Genomic DNA, 20,926 nt, shown 5'->3' with positions numbered 1-20,926 from the left:
CCTGCGGCTGGGCTTTCTGCCGCTGAGCGACTGCGCGCCGCTGTTGGTGGCGAGCCGGCTCGGCCTCGGCCGGCGCTACGGTCTGACGCTGGAGTTGCGGCGTCAGCCGTCGTGGTCGGCGCTGCGCGATCGCTTGCATGGCGGTGAGATCGACGCCGCGCAGTCGCTGTACGGCATGGCGTACGCGATGACGCTCGGTCTCGGTGGGCCGCAGGTCGACATGGCGGTGCTGATGACGCTGAACCAGAACGGCCAGGCGATCACGCTGGCGCGACCGCTCGCCGAAGCGTTGCAGTCCGGCCGGGCGCTGCGCGCCGCGCTGCTCGGCCATGGGCGCCGGCCGACCGTTGCCCACACGCTGCCGACCGGCACGCACGCGCTCTGGCTCAACTACTGGCTGGCGGCGCACGAGGTCGACCCGCCCAAGGAGCTCGACAGCGTGACGCTGCCGCCGGCGGCGATGGCCGCCGCCTTGGCGCGTGGCGGGCTGGACGGCTTCTGCTGCGGCGAGCCGTGGCACAGCATGGCCGAGGCCGACGGCAGCGGCCGCAGCGTGATCAGCAGCAGCCAGATCTGGCCCGATCATCCGGAAAAAGTGCTGGCCTGCCGGCGCGATTTCGTCGGCCAGCATCCCAATAGCGCGCGGGCGCTGGTGATGACCTTGCTCGACGCGTGCCGCTGGCTGGACGACCCGGTGCACCGCCGCCAGGCGGCCGACTGGTTGGCCGAACCGGGCCTGATCGGCCTGCCGGCCGAGCTAATCGCCCCACGCCTGGTCGGCACCGAGCTGTCGCCGGGTGCCCGGCCGCTGCGCTTCTATGCCGACGGCGAGGTGAACTACCCGTACCTGTCCGACGCGGAATGGTTTCTTGCCGAGTTTCGCCGCTGGGGAATGCTCAGCAGGCCGGTAGCTCCGCAGCTGGTCTCGCAAGTCAACCAGACCCGCTTGTACCGCGATGCGGCCGGCCAACTCGGCGTGCCGCTGCCTCGTGACGAGCGGCGGTGCAGCGTGCTGATCGATGGGCGGAAGTGGGGAGGGAGCGAGGACGCGCGGCAAGCGGAGGCGCTGGCGCGGCACCGTTGAACGGCGCGTTTTGGCGGTGCAGCGAGGAGGGCGCTTGCACCGGGGTGGTGCCCGCGGCGGCCGATCGGACGCCGCGGGTCAGAACATATCGGGCGGCTGTTAGCTGAGGATCAAGCGCCCGGCCATCACCACGAATACGCCGCCGAGCAAGCCCTTCTGCAGCTTCATCATCGGTTTGCGGCCCTTCAGCCGGCGGGCGAGGCCGCCGGCGGCAAGCGCGTAGGCGGTGTCGAAACACAGCCCGACCGCGACCAGGATCGCGCCGAGCAGCACGAACTGCGGCAGCACCGCGCCGTGCGCCGGCGAGACGAACTGCGGCAGGAACAGCGCGCAGAACATCAGCGCCTTGGGGTTGAGCAGATTGGTCAGGAAGCCACGCGCGATCGCCGCGCGGCCCGAACCGGCGGCTTCGGGCGCGTCCGCCGGCGCCGGCTTGGCGTGCACCACCTTCCAGGCGAGCCACAACAGGTACGCCGCGCCGCCCCAGCGCACCGCGTCGAACAGCGCCGGGTGCGTCGCCAGCAAGGCGGCGAGTCCCAGCCCGGACATCATCACGTGCAGGAAGCGCGCGGCGCCGATGCCGAGCGCGGTCATTAGGCCGGTCTTGACGCCGCGGTTGGCCGAAGTGGCCATCACCAGCGCCATGTCCGGCCCCGGCAGCACGTAGACCGCGACCAGCGCGGCAAGATACAGCGACAGGACGGGCAGGGACAGCATGGTGACGCTCCTCGCGTTGGCAATGCTGTAGTTTGCTGCCGGTGGGGTGAAATTGCTTTGCTTTCTCTTGCGTGCTCGCGCTAGATTGGGAAAGATTCTTTCCCTATTGGTGTCATAAAGAAATGGCTCTGCCCAAATCCGACCTCGACGACGTCGACCGTACCATCCTGACCTTATTGCAGCAGGACGGCCGGCTGTCCAACGCCAAGTTGGCCGAACAGGTGGCGCTGAGCGAGACGCCGTGCTGGCGCCGGCTGAAACGGCTGGAGGCCGACGGCTATATCGAGGGCTACCAGGCCAATCTGGATCGCAAGAAGCTCGGCTACGGCGTGCTCGCCTTCGTGCAGGTCGGCTTCGGCAGCCACACCGGCGACGCACCGCTGCGCTTCGAGGCGGCGGTGCAGGCGATTCCGGAGGTGCTGTCCTGCCACAACCTGACCGGCGAATGTGACTACCTGTTGCAGGTGGTCGCCGACGATCTGGAGGCGTACGGCATCTTCGTCCGCGACGTGTTGCGCCAGCTGCCCGGAGTGTCGTCGATCCGCTCCAGCCTGTCGCTGCGCGAGGTGAAGTCGTCGAGCCGGCTGCCGGTGGGACAGGGGTCGGCGGGGCGTTGAACCGACTTGAGACGGCAAGAGAACAGGCGCACGCGGGCGCCTGTTTTGTCGTGGTGGGGCGCAACAGCGCCGGCTAGCCCTCGTCGGCCAGCACCGTCTCGCCGTTATCTAGCGCCAGCGCGTAGCGGGTGGCGTCGGCATGGCGGGCGATCAGCGCCGCCAGCCGCTGCGAGTGGGTGGTCACCCACAGCTGGCTGTAGCGGCTCGCCTCAGCGATCAAGTGTGCCAGCGCCGGCAAGAGGTCCGGGTGCAGGCTGTTTTCCGGCTCGTTCAGTGCCATGAACGCCGGCGGTCGCGGGTTGAGCAGCGCCACCGCGAAGCACAGGAAGCGCAGCGTACCGTCGGAAAACTCGGCCGTGTCGAGCGGGCGCAGGATGCCGTCGCGGTCCATCTGCAATTCGAAGCGGCCCTGCGGGGCGATCACCTCGAAGCGGCAGTCGGGAAACGCCTCGCCGACGATGCGGGTCAGCCGCTCGACATCGCCGATCTCGACGATGGTCTGCCAGGCGGCGGCCAGGTCGCGGCCGTCGTGCGCCAGCACCGGGGTGCGAATGCCGACCTGCGGCGCACGCAGCGGCGAGCCGGGCCACACCGCGAATTCGTGATAGAAGCGCCACTGGCGCAGCGTCTCGCGCACGATCGACACCTCGGGGTAGAGGTGCGGCTCGGCCAGTTGGCCGAACACCGACTCCTCGGGCTGCAAGCGCGCCGCGTAGCCGCTGCGCACGCCTTCGACGTTGACGAGCGTGGCGCTCTGGTTGCGCCGCTCCAGAATCAGCACCGACGGCCGCCGCCCCGACGCGGTCAGCCACAGCGTTTCCTCCTTCACCAGCGGGTCGAGCGCGAACAGGCTGCGGGTCGGCTCCGGGTAACCGACCTGCAGCTCGTAGGCGTAGTCGTCCATCTGCGCCGCCAGGATCAGTCGCCGCGGCGCACCGGCGTTGCCGCCGCGTGAACCGCCGGCCCACATCGCCTTCTGGATGCCGCCCTCGGCGGCGAGCGCCGACGACAACCGGCCCTGCGCCGCCTCGGCGAGCAGCCGTACGCCCTTATACAGATTCGATTTTCCGCAGCAGTTCGGGCCGACGATGACGTTGAGCGCGCCGAGCTCCAGGGTCAGCTTGCGGATCGAGCGGTAGCCCTGCAGGGTAAGGGTCTGGATCGGCATGGGAATCCTTCGGGGCACACGACAAACCTGCTTCGCGGCACGGATGCGGCGTTGGGCGGTGCTCGGAATCCTCATGGACATGGAGTCCATTCCGGTTCCTGCGCTCCGTCCGCCTTGCCTGCGTGCCGCTCGCAACGGTTTTTCGTGGCCCCTGGTGAAAATCGACAGACCGGCTTGACGCCGGTCGGTTCCGTCATGGCCGTTCGGCCAACGTTGATGCCGGGCTGGCCGACTCGCTTCAGCGTTCGTCTTCCTGCGCCAGCAGGTTCTTCAGCCAGTCGCGAAACGCGCGGATCTTCGGCTGCTCCGCGCTTTCTTCCGGATAGACCAGGTAATAGCTCCACTCGGTTTCCAGCACCGTGTCGAACGGGATCACCAGCCGGCCGCGCGTCACGTCGTCACGAACCATCGACAGCTGGCCGAGCGTCACGCCCATGCCGTTGGCGGCGGCGTGCAGCGCGTACTCCAGCGTGTCGAAGGTGATGCCGCTGGCCGGGTCAACGCGGTCGGCACCGGCCAGGCGCAACCAGCGCCGCCAGCTGTCCTGTTCGCGCCACGGGTGCAGCAGCGTGCGGTAGGCCAGATCGTTCGGCTCGCGTAGCGGCAGCGGGCCGTCGACCAAGGCCGGCGCGCACACCGGCACCAACAGCTCGCGGCTGACCCGTTCGGCCAACAGGCCGGGTGGCGGCTCATCGCTGTCCATGCCGATCAGCGCGAGGTCGCACTCGGCGCGGTTGAACGGCGTGTCGTGCTGCATCTGGGTGATCAGGTGCACGGTGAACGCCGGGTGCTGCGCCTGGAAGCCCGGCAGGTTGGGGAGCAGCCAGCGCATCGCCGGGGTAGGCGGGCAGCGCACCCTGAGGTCGCTCTGGCGCACCTTGAGCGTTTCGCTCGCCTCGTGCAGGCGCCGGAACGCGTCGCGCACCGGGCCGAGCAGCGCCTCGCCCTCGGCGGTCAGGCTGAGCCCACGCGCCTGGCGCACGAACAAGGGCGTGCCGTAGAACTCCTCCAGCGCCTGGACCTGCCGGCTGACCGCGCCCTGGGTCAGGTGCAGCGCGGCGGCGGCGCGGGTGAACGACAGGTGTTCGGCGGCGGCGATGAACACGCGCAGGGCGTTGAGCGGGGGCAGGCGCATGGTGGTGACGTGGTTGGGTCAATCGGCTAGCCATGAGTTTTTTGCATGACCGGCATGCATATTACTGCTTTGTCATTGCTTATGACTATCCGTAATATCCAACAAAACCTACCAAAAACAAACTGGTATCGATCTTTATGCTAGCCCTCCTCAAAAGCAGGCTCTTGTTCCTGCAATCCCTGTTCATTTTCACGCGATGCGGCACGGTCATGGAAGACGGCCGCGCGATCATGGTGCTGGCGATCCCGCTGGTGCTGTCGCAGTTCGCCCAGACCGGCATCCTGTTCATCGACACGCTGCTGATGGGCCGGCTCGGCCCACAGGCGCTGTCGGGCGGCGCGCTGGCGCTGTCGGCGTACTACTTCTGCTACATCCTGGCGTTCGGCGCGATCTCGGCGTCGAGCAATCTGGTGGCGCTGGCGCACGGCGCCGGGCGGCGCCGCGAGGTGGTGGCGGCGGTGCGTGCCGGCATCCTGCTGTCGGCGCTGCTGTCGCTCGCGATCGGCGTCGGCCTGTGGCACGCCAAGCCGGTGATGCTGGCGCTCGGCCAGGAGCCGGCCACCGCCGAGGTCGCGCAGGGCTTCCTGCGGCTGTTGGTGTGGGGCATGCCGTTCAGCCTGCTGTTCATGGCGCTGCGCGGCTTCGCGTCGGGCATCGGCAAGCCGGGCCCGGTGCCGTTCATCACGTTCAGCGCGCTGGCGCTGTCGGCGGCGCTAGGCTGGGGGCTGTCGCACTGGATCGGCGTGTACGGCATCGCGCTGGCGTCGGCCCTCACCTATCTGTATATGGGGCTGGCGTTCAGCTGGGTGGTTACGCGCCACCGTGCATTTACCCGTTATCCGATCTTCGCCGGCTTCGGCCGACCTGACCTGGCGATCATGCGCCCGCTGCTCAAGATCGGCGTGCCGACCGCCGGCACGCTGGGCTTGGAGAGCAGCCTGTTCAACGCCTGTGCCTGGCTGATGGGCGCGCTCGGCGCGGTGCAGCTGGCGGCGCACCAGAGCATGATGCAGCTGGTGATCGCCAGCTTCATGGTGCCGCTCGGGCTGATGTACGCGGTGTCGATGCGGGTCGGCCAGGCGGCCGGCGCCGGCGACTGGGAACGGGTGCGCCGCTCGGCGCTGGTCGGCCAGGGCATGGCGCTGGTCTGGACGCTGCTGACCGCGGCGCTGCTGCTGCTGGTGCCGGACACGCTGATCGCGCTGTTCCTGCCGGACGGCCGCGCCAACGTGACCGAGGCGCGCGCGGTGGCGATGACCTTGGTGCCGCTGGCGGCGCTCTTGTGCCTGCTCGACGGCTGGCAGTCGCTGACCGGTGCGGTGCTGCGCGCGCTGAAGGACGCGCGGATCACGATGGTGATCTACGCGGTCGGCTGCTGGGGCGCCGGCCTGCCGCTCGCCTGGCTGCTGTCGCGCCACGGCCTGGGGCCGGCCGGGGTGTGGTGGGGGATGTGCGCGGGCTTGCTGGTGGTGTGCCTGCTGCTGTACTGGCGCTTCGAGAGTACGACCCGCAAGCTGATCCGACTGCGGCCCAAATTCTGATATGGATCGTGGTGGTAATAACAAAGGCGAAACCGTAGCGGTTTCGCCTTTTTCATGGTTGGGCGTCAGGCTTGCTCGAGCGCTCGGGCCGGGCTGCGCTGCCACAGCGGGTTATTGGCCATCAGAGCGACCGATCCAGTCGGTAAACACTCACACCACGTTTCGTGGCAGGGCTCAAGGCAGCAGGCTGCCCAACTCCAATGCCGCCTCGCGCAGCACCGGCAACAGCTTGTTCTGCATGTCCGCCAGCGGCATGCGCGAGCTGTGGCTGCTGATATTGAGCGCGGTCACCGCACGGCCCTCGCGGTTGTAGACCGGCACCGCGATGCTGCGCAGGCCCACCTCCAGCTCCTGATCGACGATAGCGTAGCCGCTGCCGCGCACCCCGGCCAGTACCTCGCGCAGCGCCTCCGGGTCGCTGACCGTGTGCGCGGTGCGCTTCACCAGCTTGGCGTGGACCAACCAGGCGTCGAGCTGCGCCGGCGACAGCGCCGCCAAGAGCACCCGCCCCATCGAGGTGCAGTAGGCCGGCAGCCGGCTGCCCACGCCCAGGTCCACCGACATGATGTGGCTGGTCGCCTTGGAACGGGCGATATAGAAGATCTCCTCGCCCTCCAGCGTTGCCGCCGAGCTCGATTCGTGCACCCGCGCGCTGATCTGGTTGAGCACCGGTTGCGCCAGCGTCGCGAGCGGCGAGGAGCTCAGGTAGGCGTGGCCGAGCGACAGCACCTTCGGCGTCAGCGCGTAGTGGCGGCCGTCCTCGCTGCTGGCGAAGCCGAGCCCGGCCAAGGTGTAGATGCAGCGCCTTACCGCGGCGCGCGACAGGCCGGTGCGGTTGCTCAGCTGCGCGACGGTCATCGCGCGCTGCTGTTGGCCGAAGGCGGTGATCACCAAGAGGCCGCGCGCCAGCGAGGTCATGAAGTTGGGGTCGCCGGCGAACGCGTCGAGCTCCAGGCTGGGGGCGCTCAGGCTGGGCGGGCGGGCGCTATCGGTGGGGGTAGTCGGCATTGCTCTCTCCATCAGGAAGCGACGTGCACCGTGATGCTGCATCGCAGTATCGGTTTGGTGCGATTATCGCGCAGAAATGTCATTTTCGCACTTGTTCGGTGCAAACGCCGCTCTCTATACTGGTTCACATATCGCACTACTGTGCGTTTATCGCACAACCGGCCAAGTGAAACCAGCCGGTCAACCAGGGAGAACGGCAAGCGCCATGATCGACAAGACAGTAGCCAGCACGGCCGACGCAGTGGCCGGCATCTTCGACGGAGCGACCGTGATGATCGGCGGCTTCGGCACGGCCGGGCAGCCGGCCGAGCTGATCGACGCGCTGATCGAGCACGGCGCCCGTGACCTCACCATCATCAACAACAACGCCGGCAACGGCGAGATCGGCCTGGCCGCGCTGCTGAAGGCGCGCCGCGTGAAGAAGATCATCTGCTCGTTCCCGCGCCAGGCCGATTCGCAGGTGTTCGACGCGCTGTATCGTGCCGGCGAGATCGAGCTCGAGCTGGTGCCGCAGGGCAACCTCGCCGCGCGCATCCAGGCGGCCGGCGCCGGCCTCGGCGCGATCTTCACGCCGACCGGTTACGGCACGCTGCTCGCCGACGGCAAGGAGACGCGCGAGATCGACGGCAAGCACTACGTGCTGGAAATGCCGATCAAGGCCGACTTCGCGCTGATCAAGGCCTTGAAGGGCGACCGCTGGGGCAACCTGGTGTACCGCAAGGCGGCGCGCAACTTCGGCCCGATCATGGCGACCGCGGCGGCCGTGACCATCGCGCAGGTGTCCGAGGTGGTGCCCTTGGGCGAGCTCGACCCCGAAGTGATCGTGACCCCGGGCATCTTCGTGCAGCGCGTGGTCGCCGTCGGCGGCGCCGTTGCGGCACAGGCGGCGTAAAGGAGAGAGACATGAACCGACTGAACCGCGACCAGATGGCCGAACGCGTCGCCCGCGACATTCCCGAAGGCGCCTACGTGAACCTCGGCATCGGCCTGCCGACCAAGGTCGCCAACTACCTGCCCAAGGAACGCGAAATCTTCCTGCACAGCGAAAACGGCCTGTTGGGCATGGGCGAAGCGCCCGAACCGGGCGAGGAAGACCCGGAGCTGATCAACGCCGGCAAGGAGCCGGTGACCTTGCTCGAGGGCGGCAGCTTCTTCCACCACGGCGACTCGTTCGCGATGATGCGCGGCGGCCACCTCGACATCTGCGTGCTCGGCGCGTTCCAGGTGTCGCAGCGCGGTGACCTGGCTAACTGGCACACCGGCGCACCGGGCGCGATCCCGGCCGTGGGCGGCGCGATGGACCTCGCGGTCGGCGCGAAGCAGGTGTTCGTGATGATGGAACTGTTGACCAAGAACGGCGAGAGCAAGCTGGTCGATGCCTGCAGCTATCCGCTGACCGGCGTCGGTTGCGTCGACCGCCTGTACACCGACCTCGCGGTGATCGACATCACCACCGACGGGCTGGTGGTGACCGAACTGGTCGATGGCGTCAGTTTCGCCGACCTGCAGGGCCTGGTACCGGTGCCGCTGTCGCTGGGCTGCTGAACGAGAACAAGCACGGGGCCGTGCTAGTCCCCGCGAAATAGAGAGAAGATGATGATGGAAAACGCCTATATCTGCGACGCGATCCGCACCCCGTTCGGCCGTTACGGCGGGGGACTGGCCGCGGTGCGCGCCGACGACCTCGGCGCCGTGCCGCTGGCCGCGCTGATGGCGCGCAACCCGACGGTCGACTGGGCGGTGCTCGACGACCTGGTCTACGGCTGCGCCAACCAGGCCGGCGAAGACAACCGCAACGTCGGCCGCATGTCGCTGCTGCTCGCCGGTCTGCCGCAAGAGGTGCCGGGCAATACGGTCAACCGGCTGTGTGGGTCGAGTCTCGACGCGATCGGCATCGCCGCGCGGGCGATCAAGAGCGGCGAGACCGGGCTGATGATCGCCGGCGGCGTCGAGAGCATGTCGCGCGCGCCGTACGTGATGGGCAAGGCCGAGCAGGCGTTTTCGCGCGGCATGAAGATCGAGGACACCACGATAGGCTGGCGCTTCGTCAATCCGCTGATGAAGGCGCGCTACGGCGTCGACACCATGCCGGAGACCGCCGAGAACGTCGCGACCGACTTCGCTATCTCGCGCGCCGACCAGGACGCGTTCGCGCTGCGCAGCCAGCAGCGCGCCGCCGCGGCGCAGGAGGCGGGCCGTTTCGCCGACGAGATCGTGCCGGTATCGATCGCGCAGAAGAAGGGCGATCCGATCGTGATCTCGCAGGACGAGCACCTGCGCCCCGGCACCACGCTCGAGGCGCTGACCAAGCTCAAGGGCGTGGTGCGCCCGGACGGCTCGGTTACCGCCGGCAACGCGTCGGGCGTCAACGACGGCGCCTGCGCCTTGCTACTCGCGTCGGCCGACGCGGCGCACCGTCACGGCCTGACCCCGCGCGCCCGCGTCGTCGCCACCGCTGTCGCCGGCGTCGCGCCGCGCATCATGGGTTTCGGCCCGGCGCCGGCGATGCGCAAGGTGCTGGCCAAGGCCAGCCTGACCTTGGACCAGATCGACGTGATCGAGTTGAACGAGGCGTTCGCCGCGCAGGCGCTGGCGGTGCTGCGCGACCACGGCCTGCCGGACGACGCGGCACAGGTCAACCCGAACGGCGGCGCGATCGCGCTCGGTCATCCGCTCGGCGCGTCCGGCGCGCGGCTGGTGACCACCGCGCTCTACGAGCTGGAACGCCGCGGCGGCCGCTACGCGCTGTGCACGATGTGCATCGGCGTGGGGCAGGGGATTGCGATGATCATCGAGCGGGTCTGAATAGCCGTCGCCGCCACACAATAACGAGGAGAGATCATGATCGTGCTACCCGAGGGCTATCACCGCCCGCTGGCCGGTACCCAGCCGGACTACCTGCACCCGCCGTATGGCTCGTCGCTGAAGCGCTCGCCGCGCCAGCCGCTGATCCTGATGCCGCACACGCTGTCGGAGATGACCGGCCCGGTGTTCGGCTATGACGACATCAAGGAGAGTGACGTCGACCTGACCCGCCAGCACGCCGGTGAGCCGCTCGGCGAGCGCATCATCGTCAGCGGCCGGGTGATCGACGACAACGGCAGGCCGGTGCCGCACACGCTGGTGGAGATCTGGCAGGCCAACGCCGCCGGCCGCTACCTGCACAAGCGCGACACGCACGACGCGCCGCTCGACCCGAACTTCAGCGGCTGCGGCCGAGCGCTCACCGACGAGCACGGCCGCTACCGCTTCGTCACCATCCGCCCCGGCGCCTACCCGTGGCGCAACCATCACAACGCCTGGCGTCCGGCGCATATCCATTTCTCGCTGTTCGGCCCGGCGTTCACCACCCGACTGGTCACGCAGATGTACTTCCCGGGCGACCCGCTGTTGCCCTACGACCCGATCTTCAACTGCGTCGCCGACGACAAGGCCAAGCAGCGGCTGATCTCGACGTTCGACTGGGAAACGACGATCCCCGAGCAGGCGCTGGGCTTCCGCTTCGACATCGTGCTGCGCGGTCGCAATGCCACCCCGATGGAGAACCTGAAATGAGCCTGCAAGCGACTTCTTCCCAGACCGTCGGGCCGTACTTCCGCATCGGCCTCGACTGGCTCGACACCGATCAGCTGGCGCCTGAAGGCGTAGCCGGCGAGCGCATCACTGTCGAAGGCCGGGTGCTCGACGGCGACGGTGTGCCGGTGTCGGACGCGCTGGTCGAGATCTGGCAGGCCGACAGCCAGGGCCGCTACGCGCACCCGGATGACGGCAGAACGTTGGCCGAACCGGCGTTCCGCGGCTTCGGGCGGATTCCGACCGACGAGCAGGGCGTGTTCCGCTTCACTACGATCAAACCGGGGCCGGTGCCTGGGCCAGATGGCAAGCTGCAGGCGCCGCATCTGAACGTCACCGTGTTCATGCGCGGCATCCTGCGCCACCTGGTCACCCGGCTGTACTTCCCGGACGATTCGGCCAAACAGGACGACCTGGTGCTGAGCCTGGTGCCGGCCGAGCGCCGCGCCACGCTGATCGCCCGCGCAGGCTCCCCCGGCCACTACCAGTGGGACGTGGTGGCGCAGGGCGAGAACGAAACGGTGTTCTTCGACTGCTGATCCGGCTCGGGCCGCTGTTCGGCCTAGCCTTCACTCGCCGAGCGCGGCCTCTACGCGCCGCGGCAAGGAGTTGTTTGATGACTGACCGCCTGTTCGCCGCCTACTTCGGCAGCCCGGCGCTAGCCGCGGTACTCGGCGATGCACCGCTGGTGCAGCGCATGCTCGACTTCGAGGCGGCGCTGGCCCGTGCCGAGGCGCGCGTCGGCGTGATCCCGGAGTCTGCGGTGGCGCCGATCGCCGCCGCCTGCCGCGCCGATCTCTACGACATCGCCGCGTTGGCCGACGCCACCGCGCTCGCCGGTAACCCGGCGATCCCGCTGGTGAAGGCGCTGACCGCGCGGATCAAGGCGGCCGACGCCGACGCGGCGCGCTTCGTGCACTGGGGCGCCACCAGCCAGGACGCGATGGACACCGCGCTGGTGTTGCAGTTGCGCGCGGTGTTGGCCGTGCTCGACGCCGACCTCGCCACGCTTGCCGCCACCTGCCGAAGCTTGGCCGAACAGCACCGGCACACGGTGATGATCGGCCGCACCTGGCTGCAACAGGCGTTGCCGATCACCTTCGGCCTGAAGGCCGCCGGCTGGTACAGCGCCGTCGTCCGTCATCGGCAAAGGCTGGCCGAGCTGCGGCCGCGGCTGTCGGCGCTGCAGTTCGGCGGCGCGGCCGGCACGCTCGCGGCGCTGGGCGGGCAGGGCGTCGAAGTGGCCGAGGCGTTGGCCGAGGAGCTGGGTCTGACACTGCCCGAGCTGCCCTGGCACGGCCAGCGCGACCGGGTGGTCGAGCTCGCGACCTTGTGCGGCCTCGTCACCGGCACGCTCGGCAAGATCGCCCGCGACGTGTCGCTGATGATGCAGACCGAGATCGGCGAGGCGTTCGAGCCGGCCGCGGCCGGCAAGGGCGGCTCGTCGACGATGCCGCACAAGCGCAACCCGGTCGGCGCGGCGGCGGTGCTGGCCGCGGCCAACCGCGTGCCGACGCTGGTGGCGGGCTTGCTCGCCGGCATGGTGCAGGAACACGAGCGCGGCCTCGGCGGCTGGCACGCCGAGTGGCAGGCGCTGCCCGAGGTGGTGTCGCTGACCGGCGGCGCGCTGACGCAGCTGAACACGATGCTCGCCGGCCTCGACATCGACAAGGCGCGGATGCGCGCCAACCTCGACGTCACCCACGGCCTGATCATGGCCGAGGCGGTGACGATGGCGCTCGGCGAAGCGCTCGGCCGGCTGGCGGCGCACCAGCTGGTCGAGGCCGCCTGCCGCCGTGCGCTGGCCGAACAGCGCCACCTGCGCGAGGTGCTGGCCGATGTGCCCGAAATCCGCGACCAGCTGTCGGCCAAGCGCCTGACCGAGCTGTTCGACCCCGCCGGCTACCTCGGCGCAACGCAAACCTTTATCGACCGGGCGCTGGCCCAGGAGTAGCACGTGGCTTTCATTACTACCCCCGACGGCATCCGCCTGCATTACCGTATCGACGGCCCGGCCGCTGCGCCGGTACTGGTGCTGTCCAATTCGCTCGGCACCACGCTCGACATGTGGGTGCCGCAGCTGGCGGCGTTCGGCCAACGTTACCGCGTGCTGCGCTACGACACCCGCGGCCACGGCGAGAGCGGTGCGCCGGCCGGCCCGTACCGGCTCGAAGAGCTCGGCGGTGACGTGCTGGCGCTGCTCGACGCGCTCGACGTCGAACGCGCGCACTTCTGCGGCATCTCGATGGGCGGTCTGACCGGGCTGTGGCTCGGCGTCAACGCCGGCAACCGGCTCGACAAGCTGGTCGTCAGCAATAGTGCCGCCAGGATCGGCAGCGCCGACGCCTGGCTCGAGCGCACCGCGCAGGTACGCCGAGACGGCATGGCCGGTGTCGCCGCCGGGGCGGCCGGGCGCTGGTTCACGCCGGCGTTCGCCGAGCGCGCACCCGGGCAGGTCGCCGCGCTGATCGCCGGGCTTGCTGCGTCGCCGGCCGATGGTTACGCCGCCTGTTGCGAAGCGCTGGCCGACGCCGACCTGCGCGACGCCGTCGCGGCCATCGTTCGGCCAACCCTACTGGCGGCAGGCAGCGCCGACCCGGTCACCACCGTGGCCGACGCGCGCTTCATCGCCGAGCGCGTGGCCGGCGCACGCATTGTCGAGCTGCCGGCGTCGCATCTGTCGAACGTCGAAGCGGCCGGCGCGTTTACCGACACCGTATTGCAGTTCCTGGCTGGCTGACGCCGGCCGGTTCACCCAAAGCGGCAGCACAAGCCGTTCATCGCACAACATCGCCGACAGCGAGGCCGCCGACAAAGAGCGGCCCGCCCGGCACAAAGGAGAACATGATGAGAAAGACCCCGCGCAGCCGCACGCTGCAGACCGGGCCGTGCCCGCGCCAAGCCAACGCAGGGAGGCTGGCATGAGCACAACGCAGACTCTCGACGTACAGGACTTCATCGACCGCCAGCGCTTCTCGCCGTATCAGTGGCTGATCCTGGTGCTTTGCTTTCTGATCGTCGCGGCAGACGGCTTCGACACCGCCGCGATCGGCTTCATCGCGCCGGCGTTGGTACTGGACTGGGGCGTGGCCAAGTCGTCGCTCGGCCCGGTGATGAGCGCGGCACTGTTCGGCCTCGCGGTCGGCGCGCTGACCGCCGGCCCGCTCGCCGACCGGCTCGGCCGCAAGGTGGTGCTCACGCTGTCGGTGCTGTTCTTCGGCGCGTGGAGCCTTGCCTCGGCGTTTGCCGGCTCGATCGAACAGCTGACCGTGCTGCGTTTCCTGACCGGCCTGGGCCTGGGGGCGGCGATGCCCAACGCGGTAACGATGATGTCCGAATACGCGCCGCAGCGTATCCGCGCCATCGTCGTCAATTCGATGTTCTGCGGCTTCCCGCTCGGTCAGGCGATCGGCGGCTTCGCCGCCGCCTGGCTGATTCCACACCACGGCTGGCATAGCGTGCTGCTGGTCGGCGGCGTCGTGCCGTTGCTGCTGGCGGTGCTGTTGATGCTGGTGCTGCCCGAGTCGGCGCGCTTCATGGCGATCCGCCAACGGCCAAGCGAGCGTATCGCGCGGGTGCTCGAACGCATCGCGCCGGGCCAGCTCGCCGGCGTCAGCCGCTTCACCGCGGCCGAGCAGCGCGTCGCGGACGGCCGTTCGGCGCTGTCGCTGGTGCTGTCGGGGCGCTACCGGCTCGGCACGCTGATGCTGTGGCTGACTTACTTCATGGGCCTGGTGATCTTCTACTTGCTGACCAGCTGGCTGCCGACGCTGTTCAAGGGGGTCGGCTTCTCGATCGAGAAAGCCGCGCTGATCACCGCGCTATTCCCGCTCGGCGGCGGCATCGGGACGATCTCCGTCGGCTGGCTGATGGACAGGCTGAACCCGCACTGGGTGATCGCCAGCACCTACGCGCTGACCGGCGTGCTGATCTTCGCGGTCGGCATGGGTACCGACAATCTGTTGCTGCTCGGCGTGCTGATCTTCCTCGCCGGCACCGCGATGAACGGCGCGCAGTCGTCGATGCCGACGCTGGCCGCCGGCTTCTACCCGACGCAGGGGCGGGCGACCGGCGTGGCGTGGATGCTCGGCATTGGCCGTTTCGGCGGCATTTCCGGCGCGCTGATCGGCGCCGAGATGATGCGTTTCGGCTGGGGCTTCAGCACCATCTTCAGCATCCTGACCATTCCGGCGCTGATCGCCACCGTGGCGCTGCTGGTCAAGCGCCGTCATCAGGCGGGCTTGGCGGCGCAGCCGGTTTGAATCGCGACTGGGTCGGCCTCTGGACGGAGGTCGGCCAAGCTAGTCAATAGAGTGTTTGAAAGGGAAGGTATGGACGAACGCGACCGTTACGATCAGGGCATGGGGGTGCGCCGCGCGGTGCTGGGCGACGCGCACGTCGACCGCACGCTGACGCACCGCAACGACTTCAACGGCGAATTCCAGGACTTCATCACCCGCTACGCCTGGGGCGAGGTCTGGAGCCGGCCGGGGCTGCCGCGCCATACCCGCAGCCTGGTGACGATCGCGATGCTGGTGGCCCTCAATCGCGAGGACGAGCTGAAGATGCACCTGCGCGCGTCGTTCAACAACGGCGTTACCCGCGACGAACTTAAGGAGCTGCTGATGCAGTGCGCGCTCTACTGCGGCCTGCCGGCGGCGAACGCGGCGATCCACCTGGCCGAGCAGGTGTTCGCCGAGCTGGACGGGCAGGGCTGAGCGTTTCGGCCAACGTTAGTCGCTGGATCGGCCGGATGCCGGCTTGACCCGGCGCGAAGCGCTCCCTAGGATATATCAATATGACTACTCGTTCGTTTGCCTCCCGTCTTGTCGCGCCGCTGTGTTGTTCCACTCGGCCGAGGGGGCATGACGCCTAGCGTTCGCGCTGTTTGTTCGAGTCCCACTGGCCGCCGTGTTGAAAAACCGGCGGCCTTTGTCATTTCCGGAGACGCCATGAGCCTGACCCTGTACGACACCTACCAGCGCGCGCTGCGCCCGTTTGCGCCGATCCATCCCGATCATGTCGGGCTCTATTGCTGCGGGCCGACCGTGTACGACTACGCGCACATAGGCAATCTGCGCACCTATGTGTTCGAGGACGTGCTGCGCCGGGTGCTCGAGTTCAACGGCTACGCGGTCCGGCATGTGGTCAACATCACCGACGTCGGCCATCTGGTGTCGGACGCCGACGAGGGCGAGGACAAGATGGAGAAGGGCAGCCGCCGCGCCGGCGAGTCGGCCTGGTCTATCGCCGAGCGCTATACCCGGGCGTTCCAGGCAGACATCGCCGCGCTCAATCTGCTCGAGCCGAGCGTCTGGTGCCGCGCCACCGAGCACCTGCCCGAGCAGATCTCCTTCATCGCCGAGCTGGAGCAGAACGGCTATACGTATCGGACCGCGGACGGGGTGTATTTCGATACCAGCCGTCAGGACGACTACGGCTATTTGGCGCGGCTCGACCGAGACGGCCTTCAGGCGGGCAAGCGCGTCGGGCTGGGCGACAAGAAGAGTCCTACCGACTTTGCACTGTGGAAATTCAGCGCACCGGACGCGCAGCGGCAGATGGAGTGGGACAGCCCGTGGGGACGCGGTTTCCCCGGCTGGCACATCGAGTGCTCGGCGATGTCGGCCAAGTACCTGGGGCCGTGGTTCGACATCCATTGCGGCGGCGAAGATCACATCGCCGTCCACCACAGCAATGAGATCGCCCAGACCGAAGCGTGCCACGGCACTCGGCTCGCCAATTTCTGGATGCACGGCTACTTCCTGCAGCTCGATGCCGCCAAGATGTCGAAATCGAACGGAGACTTCCTGCGCCTGCAGACGCTGATCGACCGCGGCATCGATCCGCTCGCCTATCGCTACCTGTGCCTGACTGCGCACTACCGCAAGCAGCTGAGCTTCAGCTGGGAGGCGCTGGACGCGGCCCAGACCGCGCTGGCGCGGCTGCGCGAGGCGTACTGGCGCTGGCCCGCCGGCGGCGAGGCCGACTCGGCGCATGTCGAGCGCTTCACCGCCGAGATCAATCAGGACCTGAACCTGCCGCGCGCGCTGGCGGTGGCGTGGGCGCTGGTGAAAAGCGATCTGTCCGACGCGGTGAAGCGGGCGACGCTCGATCGCTTCGAACCGGTGCTGGGCCTGAACCTGGCCGGCTGGCAGCCGGTAGTCGAGGCTATCCCAGCCGAGGTGCAAAGCTTGGCCGAACAGCGCCAGCTGGCGCGCCAGGCCAGGCAGTGGGCCGAAGCGGATGCCTTGCGGGCCGAGATCGCCGCCCGCGGCTTCGAGATCGAAGACACGGCGGAAGGGGCCAGGCTGAGCCCTGTTAGCTGAAGCACCTGCTGAGCAAAAGAAAAGGGCCAACCCTTCTCGGTTGGCCTTTTGCCTTGCCGGGCTTTAACCCATCATCTGTTGCCGCTCAGTCGCCGGCCTCGCCCGGTGCACGGTCGCGGAATTCGCTCGGCGTCAGCCCGGTGTGCTTCTTGAAGAAGCGGCAGAAGTACGCCGGGTCGTCGAAGCCCAGCTCGTACGCGAGCTGCGCCACCGGCGCGGCGATATAGCGCAGTCGTCGGCGCGCCTCGGTCAGCAGCCGCTCCTGGACCAGCTCGAACGCCGACTGGCCGGCCATCGCCCGGCACACGCGGTTGAGCTGGCTCTCGCTCAGGTGCAGGAGTTCGGCGTAGTGGGGCACGCCGCGGTGCTCGCGATAGTGACCTTCGACCAGGGTGCGAAAGCGGCTGAACAGCTCGGTCTCGCGGCGCCGGCCGCGCTCCAGCTCGCCGCCCTCGGCGTGCAGCCGGGCGAGCAGAAGCAGCGTCGCGCGCACCAGCCATTCCAGCATCAGGTGGTGGCCGGGCAAGGGCCAGCCCGACTCGGCCATGATCTGCGCCAGGAGCGACTCGATCCGCTCGCTGTAGCCGGGCGAGACGGATAGGTCGATCGTCTGCGCCTCCATGAACAGCGCGTCGAGCAGCGGCAGCGTCGCCGTCGTGTCGTCACGGAACAGCAGCGCGTCGGCCACCGTCAGCACGTAGCCGTGGCTCTCGGCGGTGAAGTGAAAGCCGTGCGGGGTCGCCGGCGGGATCGCCAGCGCCACCGGCCCACTGCACGACCATCGCTCGTTGCCCACCTGCGCCTCCACCCCGCCTTCGAGCAGGAACAGCACCTGGAACAGACCTTGGTGGGTATGCCGGTCGATTTCCCAATCGTACAAGCGGCTGCGGCTCTGGATCAGTTCGATATGGACGAATTCGGCGTCGGCGATCCGGCCGGATTCGCCGTAGAGCGCGAATACCGGCACGGCCGGGGCGGAGCGGGGCGGTTTCATCGGGTGCGGGCGTCTGCATTGAAAACGTTCAAATAGTACAAGTCAACTTGCGGATTATCCACTCTTTGTAGAGCGCTGGCTCTATAGCATGAGCCTGAAACCAATAAGGCTTTTGCCGCCGATTCGGCCAGGCTTCGGCTCGGCATCGAAACGGATCGGTCGGCAATAAGTGCAATCGCCCTCTACAAGGCGAAACCCGAGGAGACAGAATCATGCGTACCCAAGTCGGCATCATCGGCGCCGGCCCGGCCGGGCTGTTGCTATCCCATTTGTTACATCTGCAGGGCATCGAGTCGGTGGTGCTCGAGCTGCGCAGCCGCGCCGACATCGAGGCGACGATCCGCGCAGGCGTCTTGGAACAGGGCACGATGGACGTGCTCAGCGACGCGGGCGTCGGCGAGCGGATGCGCCGCGAAGGCGCCTTGCATCACGGGGTCGAGCTGGCGTTCGGCGGACGGCGCCACCGCATCGACCTGACCGAGCTGACCGGCCGGGCGATCACCGTCTACGCCCAGCACGAGGTGATCAAGGACCTGGTCGCGGCGCGCTTGGCGGCGGACGGCCAGCTGCGCTTCGAGGTCAGCGACGTGAGTCTGCACGACCTGGAATCCGAGCGGCCGTCGGTGCGCTACCGCCACCAGGGCGAAGTGCAGACGCTGGAGTGCGACTTCGTGATCGGCTGCGACGGCTTTCACGGCGTGTCGCGGCCGATGATCCCGGGGACGGTGCGCCGCGACTTCAGCCGGGTCTACCCGTTCGGCTGGTTCGGCATCCTGGTCGAGGCGCCGCCGTCGTCCGAGGAGCTGATCTACGCGCAGCACGAGCGCGGCTTCGCGCTGATCAGTACCCGCTCGCCGGGGGTGCAGCGCATGTACTTCCAGTGCGACCCGAAGGACAGTGTCGCCAACTGGTCGGACGACCGCATCTGGGCCGAGCTGCACGCGCGGCTGGAAAACCGCGACGGCTGGCGGCTGACCGAGGGCAGGATCTTCCAGAAGAACATCGTCGCGATGCGCAGCTTCGTGTCGACGCCGATGCGCCACGGCCGCTTGTTCCTCGCCGGCGACGCCGCGCACATCGTGCCGCCGACCGGCGCGAAGGGCCTGAACCTGGCGGTGGCCGACGTGAAGGTGTTGGCCGAAGCGCTGGAGAGCTTCTACCGTAGCGGCGCGACCGAGCGGCTCGACCGCTACAGCGGCACGGCGCTCAAGCGCGTCTGGCGCGCCGAGCATTTCTCCTGGTGGATGACCAGCATGCTGCATACCTTCGACGACGCTTCGCCGTTCCAGCGCGAGCTGCAGCGCTCCGAGCTGGAATACCTGGTCGGCTCGCGCGCGGCGATGACGGCGCTGGCCGAGAACTACGTCGGCCTGCCTTTCTAAGCTTTTCTCCAACCAAAGAAAAGGGGGCGCTCGCGGCGCCCCTTCGACATGATTGACGCGGTGCTTACTTAGGCTGCGCCACGACGCGCAGATACGGTTTCAGCGTCTTGAAGCCCTGCGGGTATTTCTTCTTCGCCTCTTCGTCGGAAACCGACGTCGGGATGATGACATCCTCGCCCGGTTTCCAGTTCACCGGCGTCGCGACTGTGTGTTTCGCGTTCAACTGCAGCGAATCGAGCAGGCGCAACACCTCGTCGAAGTTGCGCCCGGCGCTCATCGGATAGACCAGCATCGCCTTGACCTTCTTGTCCGGGCCGATGATGAACACCGAGCGCACGGTGGCGTTGTCCACGGCGGTGCGCGGGCCGGGGCTGGCATTCGGGTGGATCATGTCGTAGAGCTTCGCCACCGTCAGGTCGGCGTCGCCGATCAGCGGATAGTTGATCGCGTGGCCCTGGGTTTCCTCAATGTCGCCGACCCAGGCCCGGTGGTCGCTGACCGGGTCCACGCTGAGCCCGACGATCTTGGTGTTGCGCTTGTCGAATTCCGGCTTGAGTCCGGCCATATAGCCGAGCTCGGTGGTGCAGACTGGGGTGAAATCCTTCGGGTGCGAGAACAGAATGGCCCATTTGTCGCCGATCCACTCGTGAAAGCGGATCGTTCCTTCGGTGCTTTCAGCGGTGAAATCGGGCGCTTCGTCGCCAATGCGGATTGCCATGTTCGACCTCCTTGCGGGTGATGGGGTGGGGTGCTGCCGCGTTTCGACAGCGGTTACGAACTAGGTGCGCTGCGTCGAGCCTAGTGGCGTGAAGCAGTATAGGCCCCATGGCGCGGCACGCCCGGTCGCCTTCCTCTACCGCTTGGGCTCCGGTAACGCCGTCACGGCCGTGCCTCGCTTACCGCTCTTTACGGTAGGTGCCGATCAACTCGGCCTGTGCCAGGATGTGGCCGTTCATTGCGCTTTCGAGCCGGGCCTTGGTGGGCCGCCCCAGGTCCGGCAGCACGGTGTCCAGTGCATAGAGCTTGTGGAAATACCGATGCGTGCCGATCGGCGGACAGGGCCCGCCGTAGCCGGTTTTATGCCAGTCGTTGAGCCCCTGCAGGGTGCCGGGCGGCAGCGTGTGCAGGTTTTCGGGCAGTTCCAGCGTGCTCGCGGGCAAGTTATAGAGCACCCAATGGACCCAGGTCATCCTGGGCGCGGCGGGGTCCGGTGCGTCCGGGTCGTCCACGATCAGCGCCAGGCTCTGGGTGCCCGGCGGCACGCCGGTCCAGGCCAGCGGCGGGGAAACATCCCTGCCTTCGCAGCTGTAGCGCGCCGGAATCGGACCTTGGGCGTCAAAAGCGGGAGAGGTGAGCATGAGTGACATGGCCGTTGCTC

The 20,926-nt window shown here is 68.1% G+C and carries 21 protein-coding genes and 1 other RNA gene; 15 read left to right on the top strand and 7 right to left on the bottom strand.

Annotated features, from left to right (window positions below):
• The first annotated feature begins 1 nt into the window (after position 1).
• Positions 2-1,084, top strand: coding sequence for a CmpA/NrtA family ABC transporter substrate-binding protein (locus ACZ2IA_RS02665; protein ID WP_470291165.1), 1,083 nt, complete (start codon positions 2-4; stop codon positions 1,082-1,084).
• A gap of 99 nt (positions 1,085-1,183) precedes the next feature.
• On the opposite strand, the gene ACZ2IA_RS02660 is transcribed toward ACZ2IA_RS02665, so the two are convergent.
• Positions 1,184-1,801: a LysE family translocator gene (locus ACZ2IA_RS02660; RefSeq protein WP_470291018.1), complete on the bottom strand. Its 618-nt coding sequence runs from the start codon at positions 1,799-1,801 to the stop codon at positions 1,184-1,186.
• A gap of 122 nt (positions 1,802-1,923) precedes the next feature.
• On the opposite strand from ACZ2IA_RS02660, the gene ACZ2IA_RS02655 reads away from it, so the two are divergent.
• Positions 1,924-2,418: an Lrp/AsnC family transcriptional regulator gene (locus ACZ2IA_RS02655; protein ID WP_470291017.1), complete on the top strand. Its 495-nt coding sequence runs from the start codon at positions 1,924-1,926 to the stop codon at positions 2,416-2,418.
• A gap of 73 nt (positions 2,419-2,491) precedes the next feature.
• On the opposite strand, the gene ACZ2IA_RS02650 is transcribed toward ACZ2IA_RS02655, so the two are convergent.
• Positions 2,492-3,586 carry an AAA family ATPase gene (locus ACZ2IA_RS02650; protein WP_470291016.1) on the bottom strand — a complete coding sequence of 365 codons (1,095 nt, stop codon included), beginning with the start codon at positions 3,584-3,586 and terminating at the stop codon, positions 2,492-2,494.
• A gap of 73 nt (positions 3,587-3,659) precedes the next feature.
• On the opposite strand from ACZ2IA_RS02650, the gene ACZ2IA_RS02645 reads away from it, so the two are divergent.
• Positions 3,660-3,736: non-coding RNA, sX9 sRNA (locus ACZ2IA_RS02645), on the top strand.
• An 88-nt stretch (positions 3,737-3,824) separates the two neighbouring features.
• On the opposite strand, the gene gcvA is transcribed toward ACZ2IA_RS02645, so the two are convergent.
• On the bottom strand, positions 3,825-4,721 hold the full coding sequence (gene gcvA / locus ACZ2IA_RS02640) for a transcriptional regulator GcvA (RefSeq protein WP_470291015.1): 897 nt from the start codon (positions 4,719-4,721) through the stop codon (positions 3,825-3,827).
• Positions 4,722-4,930: 209 nt separating this feature from the next.
• On the opposite strand from gcvA, the gene ACZ2IA_RS02635 reads away from it, so the two are divergent.
• On the top strand, positions 4,931-6,262 hold the full coding sequence (locus ACZ2IA_RS02635; RefSeq protein ID WP_470291014.1) for an MATE family efflux transporter: 1,332 nt from the start codon (positions 4,931-4,933) through the stop codon (positions 6,260-6,262).
• A gap of 174 nt (positions 6,263-6,436) precedes the next feature.
• Here the strand turns inward: ACZ2IA_RS02635 and ACZ2IA_RS02630 are convergent, their stop codons facing one another.
• Positions 6,437-7,270, bottom strand: coding sequence for an IclR family transcriptional regulator domain-containing protein (locus ACZ2IA_RS02630; RefSeq protein WP_470291013.1), 834 nt, complete (start codon positions 7,268-7,270; stop codon positions 6,437-6,439).
• Positions 7,271-7,475: 205 nt separating this feature from the next.
• Here ACZ2IA_RS02630 and ACZ2IA_RS02625 point away from each other — a divergent pair, with 205 nt between their 5' ends.
• The 10 genes from ACZ2IA_RS02625 to cysS all read left to right on the top strand — a co-directional run bounded on the left by ACZ2IA_RS02625 (position 7,476) and on the right by cysS (position 17,172).
• On the top strand, positions 7,476-8,162 hold the full coding sequence (locus tag ACZ2IA_RS02625) for a 3-oxoacid CoA-transferase subunit A (RefSeq protein ID WP_470291012.1): 687 nt from the start codon (positions 7,476-7,478) through the stop codon (positions 8,160-8,162).
• 11 nt (positions 8,163-8,173) lie between these two features.
• Positions 8,174-8,815 (top strand): 3-oxoacid CoA-transferase subunit B, encoded by a 642-nt coding sequence (locus ACZ2IA_RS02620; RefSeq protein ID WP_470291011.1) that lies wholly within the window; start codon positions 8,174-8,176, stop codon positions 8,813-8,815.
• 48 nt (positions 8,816-8,863) lie between these two features.
• Positions 8,864-10,075 (top strand): 3-oxoadipyl-CoA thiolase, encoded by a 1,212-nt coding sequence (gene pcaF, locus ACZ2IA_RS02615; protein ID WP_470291010.1) that lies wholly within the window; start codon positions 8,864-8,866, stop codon positions 10,073-10,075.
• Between the two features lie 36 nt (positions 10,076-10,111).
• Positions 10,112-10,825: a protocatechuate 3,4-dioxygenase subunit beta gene (pcaH, locus tag ACZ2IA_RS02610; RefSeq protein WP_470291009.1), complete on the top strand. Its 714-nt coding sequence runs from the start codon at positions 10,112-10,114 to the stop codon at positions 10,823-10,825.
• Positions 10,822-11,382, top strand: coding sequence for a protocatechuate 3,4-dioxygenase subunit alpha (gene pcaG, locus ACZ2IA_RS02605; RefSeq protein ID WP_470291008.1), 561 nt, complete (start codon positions 10,822-10,824; stop codon positions 11,380-11,382). Before pcaH ends, pcaG begins: the two co-directional genes overlap by 4 nt.
• A 77-nt stretch (positions 11,383-11,459) precedes the next feature.
• Positions 11,460-12,797, top strand: coding sequence for a 3-carboxy-cis,cis-muconate cycloisomerase (locus ACZ2IA_RS02600; protein ID WP_470291007.1), 1,338 nt, complete (start codon positions 11,460-11,462; stop codon positions 12,795-12,797).
• A 3-nt stretch (positions 12,798-12,800) separates the two neighbouring features.
• Positions 12,801-13,583, top strand: a complete 783-nt coding sequence (gene pcaD, locus ACZ2IA_RS02595) for a 3-oxoadipate enol-lactonase (protein WP_470291006.1) — start codon at positions 12,801-12,803, stop codon at positions 13,581-13,583.
• A 181-nt stretch (positions 13,584-13,764) separates the two neighbouring features.
• Complete coding sequence (locus tag ACZ2IA_RS02590) at positions 13,765-15,105, top strand: MFS transporter (RefSeq protein ID WP_470291005.1); 1,341 nt, start codon at positions 13,765-13,767, stop codon at positions 15,103-15,105.
• A 69-nt stretch (positions 15,106-15,174) separates the two neighbouring features.
• Complete coding sequence (gene pcaC / locus ACZ2IA_RS02585) at positions 15,175-15,561, top strand: 4-carboxymuconolactone decarboxylase (RefSeq protein ID WP_470291004.1); 387 nt, start codon at positions 15,175-15,177, stop codon at positions 15,559-15,561.
• Between the two features lie 234 nt (positions 15,562-15,795).
• Positions 15,796-17,172, top strand: a complete 1,377-nt coding sequence (cysS, locus tag ACZ2IA_RS02580; RefSeq protein WP_470291003.1) for a cysteine--tRNA ligase — start codon at positions 15,796-15,798, stop codon at positions 17,170-17,172.
• 85 nt (positions 17,173-17,257) lie between these two features.
• Here cysS and ACZ2IA_RS02575 read toward each other — a convergent pair whose 3' ends face one another.
• Positions 17,258-18,166 (bottom strand): helix-turn-helix domain-containing protein, encoded by a 909-nt coding sequence (locus ACZ2IA_RS02575; protein ID WP_470291002.1) that lies wholly within the window; start codon positions 18,164-18,166, stop codon positions 17,258-17,260.
• A gap of 212 nt (positions 18,167-18,378) precedes the next feature.
• Between ACZ2IA_RS02575 and pobA the strand changes: the two genes are divergently transcribed.
• Complete coding sequence (pobA, locus tag ACZ2IA_RS02570; RefSeq protein ID WP_470291001.1) at positions 18,379-19,548, top strand: 4-hydroxybenzoate 3-monooxygenase; 1,170 nt, start codon at positions 18,379-18,381, stop codon at positions 19,546-19,548.
• A gap of 64 nt (positions 19,549-19,612) precedes the next feature.
• Here pobA and ACZ2IA_RS02565 read toward each other — a convergent pair whose 3' ends face one another.
• Together ACZ2IA_RS02565 and ACZ2IA_RS02560 are read right to left on the bottom strand one after the other, a co-directional pair.
• A complete protein-coding gene (locus ACZ2IA_RS02565; protein ID WP_470291000.1) occupies positions 19,613-20,266 on the bottom strand; it encodes a peroxiredoxin in 654 nt (217 codons plus the stop codon).
• Positions 20,267-20,444: 178 nt separating this feature from the next.
• The gene (locus ACZ2IA_RS02560; protein ID WP_470290999.1) at positions 20,445-20,915 is read right to left on the bottom strand and encodes a YbhB/YbcL family Raf kinase inhibitor-like protein; all 471 of its coding nucleotides are present in this window, start codon (positions 20,913-20,915) and stop codon (positions 20,445-20,447) included.
• Positions 20,916-20,926: the final 11 nt, after the last annotated feature.

It is taken from the genome of Crenobacter sp. CS_VA4 (assembly GCF_055597485.1).
Note: the sequence above shows the minus strand (reverse complement) of the source record. Positions and strands in the feature narration are given on the sequence as shown.

Coding starts and splice junctions, on each gene's coding strand:
- ACZ2IA_RS02660 (WP_470291018.1), bottom strand. CDS start 1,801: ATGCTGTCCCTGCCCGTCCTGTCGCTGTATCTTGCCGCGCTGGTCGCG.
- ACZ2IA_RS02620 (WP_470291011.1), top strand. CDS start 8,174: ATGAACCGACTGAACCGCGACCAGATGGCCGAACGCGTCGCCCGCGAC.
- cysS (WP_470291003.1), top strand. CDS start 15,796: ATGAGCCTGACCCTGTACGACACCTACCAGCGCGCGCTGCGCCCGTTT.
- ACZ2IA_RS02565 (WP_470291000.1), bottom strand. CDS start 20,266: ATGGCAATCCGCATTGGCGACGAAGCGCCCGATTTCACCGCTGAAAGC.
- ACZ2IA_RS02635 (WP_470291014.1), top strand. CDS start 4,931: ATGGAAGACGGCCGCGCGATCATGGTGCTGGCGATCCCGCTGGTGCTG.
- ACZ2IA_RS02630 (WP_470291013.1), bottom strand. CDS start 7,270: ATGCCGACTACCCCCACCGATAGCGCCCGCCCGCCCAGCCTGAGCGCC.
- ACZ2IA_RS02655 (WP_470291017.1), top strand. CDS start 1,924: ATGGCTCTGCCCAAATCCGACCTCGACGACGTCGACCGTACCATCCTG.
- ACZ2IA_RS02590 (WP_470291005.1), top strand. CDS start 13,765: ATGAGCACAACGCAGACTCTCGACGTACAGGACTTCATCGACCGCCAG.
- pcaF (WP_470291010.1), top strand. CDS start 8,864: ATGATGATGGAAAACGCCTATATCTGCGACGCGATCCGCACCCCGTTC.
- pcaH (WP_470291009.1), top strand. CDS start 10,112: ATGATCGTGCTACCCGAGGGCTATCACCGCCCGCTGGCCGGTACCCAG.
- pcaC (WP_470291004.1), top strand. CDS start 15,175: ATGGACGAACGCGACCGTTACGATCAGGGCATGGGGGTGCGCCGCGCG.
- ACZ2IA_RS02560 (WP_470290999.1), bottom strand. CDS start 20,915: ATGTCACTCATGCTCACCTCTCCCGCTTTTGACGCCCAAGGTCCGATT.
- ACZ2IA_RS02625 (WP_470291012.1), top strand. CDS start 7,476: ATGATCGACAAGACAGTAGCCAGCACGGCCGACGCAGTGGCCGGCATC.
- pobA (WP_470291001.1), top strand. CDS start 18,379: ATGCGTACCCAAGTCGGCATCATCGGCGCCGGCCCGGCCGGGCTGTTG.
- pcaG (WP_470291008.1), top strand. CDS start 10,822: ATGAGCCTGCAAGCGACTTCTTCCCAGACCGTCGGGCCGTACTTCCGC.
- gcvA (WP_470291015.1), bottom strand. CDS start 4,721: ATGCGCCTGCCCCCGCTCAACGCCCTGCGCGTGTTCATCGCCGCCGCC.
- ACZ2IA_RS02600 (WP_470291007.1), top strand. CDS start 11,460: ATGACTGACCGCCTGTTCGCCGCCTACTTCGGCAGCCCGGCGCTAGCC.
- ACZ2IA_RS02575 (WP_470291002.1), bottom strand. CDS start 18,166: ATGAAACCGCCCCGCTCCGCCCCGGCCGTGCCGGTATTCGCGCTCTAC.
- ACZ2IA_RS02650 (WP_470291016.1), bottom strand. CDS start 3,586: ATGCCGATCCAGACCCTTACCCTGCAGGGCTACCGCTCGATCCGCAAG.